The following is a 3606-nucleotide window of genomic DNA, read 5'->3' on the forward strand; positions in this document are numbered from 1 at the left end:
TTCTTTATCCGACATAGACACCAACATATCAAACCGTCCGCTAACGAAATTGCAAAAGTGCATATTCTAAAAGCGGACATTTTTACTTTGGAGAAACCGGACATTTCTATTTTGGAGTTACATCTGTATTTCGTATAATATTGATTATGTTAAATAGGATATCTAAACACAGCACCCTACAATAATATCGTTGGTGCTGCACTTGACGGTTGCAATAATAAATTATCTTACCGTCAAGTGTATCCCAAGTAACATAACATAAGTTATGCGGAAATCAGACCGCTACTCGACTTGCGTATCAGTCAAACCTACGCAAGTCTGCGTGGCTATGATTTCAATATCTGGAAAATAGATACTCTATTAGTCTCAAATTTGGAACTAGAGTCCACCATTAGATAACGTGGACTCTTTTTTTGTTGTATTAAGAAGCATATTCAAGTAAGAATCTTTCAACATCTCGGATCATATTCTGTACATCGTTATCATTAAATTCCTCAATCTCCCCATGAGCAGCTTTATTTCTTATATGTGCCAAAGTTAAAACTTGCTTATGTTGAAGAGCACTATAGATATTAGCATTTTTTAATTCAGAATTAAGAGCATCAAGTTTTTTAGGTTTAGTAGTACCTTCTTGGCAAATATCAATTCCGTTATTTTTAGCTAATTCTTTAATTGCTGTTTCTAAAACTACACCAGCAGTGACAGCAGAAGCTACTTTATAACCTGAATCAAGGAAATGCTGTGCTTGATCCAACTCACTATCAAAAACCTCTGACTGAATTAGTTTTTTGATTGTGATTAGAAAACCATTTTTTAAATCATCTTCTGCCGCTCTTAAAATTGGAATCACGCGATTTAATATTGCTTTTCTTGTATCCCCCATTCCTGCTTTAAGATTTTTATCAAACTGAGACAAATAATGTGACTTTTCACCACAAGTAATGCTTAATATATTTTTAGATTTCATTTGCCATTCGATAAAAGCTGATTGTAATTCAGGATTATAACCAGATCCAGCGGCTTCACATTTTTGATAGATTGAATCACCTTCTTCTATTAGTGAAGAAAATCGATCTAGTATTTTTTGGGTCATATTTATTCTCAAGTATTAGGTCATTCTGAAGTCGCATAACTTCATTTTATGTTAAATAAGATATCTGAAGATAGCACCCTGCATCGAGCTATGCGGTATTGATAAATATTCAATAAAGTGGAACGTTTTTTTAAAGAACGTTCCACTCAAAGAGTGTGGGGTTCAGCGGACGCTTACCTTTCTCTTAAAGCCTCTTGCGCTTTATTAAATGGTTTTATTAGATAATCTAAGATCGTTTTCTCCCCTGTTTTAATATCGACTGTTGCAACCATGCCAGGAGTAATACTGAATTGTTTGCCTGCTTTATTCATCAATTTTCCTGAATCCGTTCGAATATACACTCGATAATAAAATTGATCTTGCTTAACTTCATCTCTCAAGGTGTCTGGAGAAATAATAGAAACTTTTCCTTTCAACCCACCATAAATAGAATAATCATACGCGGTGATCTTCACCAGTGCATCTTGCCCAGGATGAATAAAAGCAATATCTCGCGGTGAAATACGTGCCTCAACCAAAAGTTGTTCATCCAGCGGAACAATTGTCATCAACTTGCCATTTTGAGAAATCACTCCGCCAATTGCAGATTCATCAGGAAACTCCCAGCAACTGGTCATATACTGATAATGGATGCTGCAAACTCTCGTAGGGCATCACATGCGGTGCCGCTGTAACAGGCACAATGCTGGAAACCGTATTTGATTGCGGTAATGGCGCGAATCTTTGCTGCTCTTGCTGCAGTCGAACAGCTGGTTTTTCTTGCGTGGTTGCATGAATCCGCTGATTGGCGGTTTCATGCAACCACCGACCAATGTGGGCATTAGCAACATCAACATCCAACAATAAGCCTGAAGTCTTAAGGCTTGCTTTCAATTGCACAATAAAGCTTGATTTGAGATATCCATTAAAGCGTTCAACTTTGCCTTTGGTCTGTGCGCGGTAGGGTTTACATACGCGGGAGGCGAAAGCCATATTTCTTGGCACAATCGAGCAGTTTGGGGTTCCATTTGTGCTGCCCCTCCTGATAGGCATCCCGTTCAATCATGATCGTTTTAGCGTTATCAAACAGGATTTCCTGAGGTACGCCCCCAAAGAACTGAAATGCATTTTCCAGACCATCGATCCATGCATCCGTCCGTTCATGATCATAAAATTTCACGAAGGTTGCTCTGGAATAACCTAATGTGGCCACAAAGGCTTTCAAAGTCGTATGGTGACGTCGAATCGTGGTGAAATCAACCTGCATTTGTTGACCAGGTTGGGTTTCAAAACGAATGACGGGTTCTGATTTGGCAACGGGTTTTAATGTTGCAAGATATTCCCTCAATATCCTGATCTTTCCTGGATATCCAAACCCTAAAATCTGCTTATAGAGCACAACGGCAGGAATCCATTCAGGATGAGCTGCATTTACACGTTCAAGCAAATAGGGTTTATATGGATCAAGAATACTTATTCTAGGTTGTGTACGCCGATACTGAGGTGTGGTGTTTTGCCGTAAATATTTACGTACGGTATTCCTGGATACCCCAAGTTCACGACTAATGGCTTTAATGGATTTACCTTGTTGATGAAGAATTTGGATGGTCACTGCTTGCTCCAAAGTTAACATGTTGAGCAGTCCAAAAAGACCGCTATATTAACCAAGGGGGTCAGTTTTAAAATGCCGTTAGAGGGTTATTTTTACACTGCTGCTAACACTTGTTATATTTATGGGACAGCAGTGGCCTTAAGCTCCCATTTTTACTGTATTTTTTTGAAATTTCGTATAACCACCATTATGTTAAATGGTAGGGGATTCTAAGTACGAGATTAGAAAATTTAGTCTTTAAGAGGAGAAATTTGTTCTAGCTTATCTTCAGGATTATTTTCTCTAATATGTATAATTCGATCATAATTTTCTACTCCTCGTAAGTGAGGTGGTGCAAATGCTGGATACTTGTTGAAAAAGTGCATTTTAATATTTAGTGCATGGTCTAAAATAAAAGCGCATTCAATTCCATAGTACTTATCATTAATAAAAAAATTGTCTGTAGTTTCTATTAGTTCTTGGATAGCTAAATCCAATTTTTGAATTTTTTCATTAATATCTTTAGTTTTATCTTCTATCTTTTTGTCCATTGGTATCACCTATAGAATTAAGTTCCCCTAAAATTAACATAATACACCTTATACGAAATCGAAATGTTAGAACCCATTTAAAGTGTCTGTATTCTCACCAATAAAAATGTCTAGTTTATGATGATTTAACCATCATGGACTGGATATGAAATATAGATGCTGATCACTATGTCTGACAAAGAAATTCAACGTCTTGCGGTTCTGCAAGACGTTCGAGATCATCGTATTACCCAAGTCCGTGCTGCTGAAATCCTGAATCTTTCCACCCGTCAAATTACCCGGTTATTGCAGAAGCTCAATCAAGATGGTGTTTCAGGTCTGGCTCATGCCAGTCGTGGTCAACCTGGCCATCGTCGCCATGATGACTTGTTAAAAGCAAAGTGCCTTTCCAT

The 3606-nt window shown here is 37.7% G+C and carries 3 protein-coding genes and 2 pseudogenes; 1 reads left to right on the plus strand and 4 read right to left on the minus strand.

Annotation, left to right across the window (positions count from 1 at the left end; all coding sequences use genetic code 11):
- Positions 1-421: 421 nt before the first annotated feature.
- The 4 genes and pseudogenes from FTT74_RS13735 to FTT74_RS13750 all read right to left on the minus strand — a co-directional run bounded on the left by FTT74_RS13735 (position 422) and on the right by FTT74_RS13750 (position 3214).
- On the minus strand, positions 422-1093 hold the full coding sequence (locus FTT74_RS13735) for a DUF4145 domain-containing protein (RefSeq protein WP_179989177.1): 672 nt from the start codon (positions 1091-1093) through the stop codon (positions 422-424).
- Between the two features lie 173 nt (positions 1094-1266).
- Positions 1267-1671, minus strand: a pseudogene (locus tag FTT74_RS13740) (HlyD family efflux transporter periplasmic adaptor subunit); the annotation flags it as partial.
- 13 nt (positions 1672-1684) lie between these two features.
- Positions 1685-2705 (minus strand): annotated as a pseudogene (gene istA, locus FTT74_RS13745) (IS21 family transposase).
- A gap of 209 nt (positions 2706-2914) precedes the next feature.
- On the minus strand, positions 2915-3214 hold the full coding sequence (locus FTT74_RS13750; protein ID WP_179989178.1) for a hypothetical protein: 300 nt from the start codon (positions 3212-3214) through the stop codon (positions 2915-2917).
- 156 nt (positions 3215-3370) lie between these two features.
- On the opposite strand from FTT74_RS13750, the gene FTT74_RS13755 reads away from it, so the two are divergent.
- Positions 3371-3606 (plus strand): helix-turn-helix domain-containing protein (locus FTT74_RS13755; RefSeq protein WP_179989179.1); only part of this gene is annotated, 236 nt, incomplete at its 3' end.

The sequence above is a fragment of the Acinetobacter sp. YH01007 genome, assembly GCF_013420425.1.
In the GTDB taxonomy this organism is placed as follows: Bacteria; Pseudomonadota; Gammaproteobacteria; order Pseudomonadales; family Moraxellaceae; genus Acinetobacter; species Acinetobacter towneri.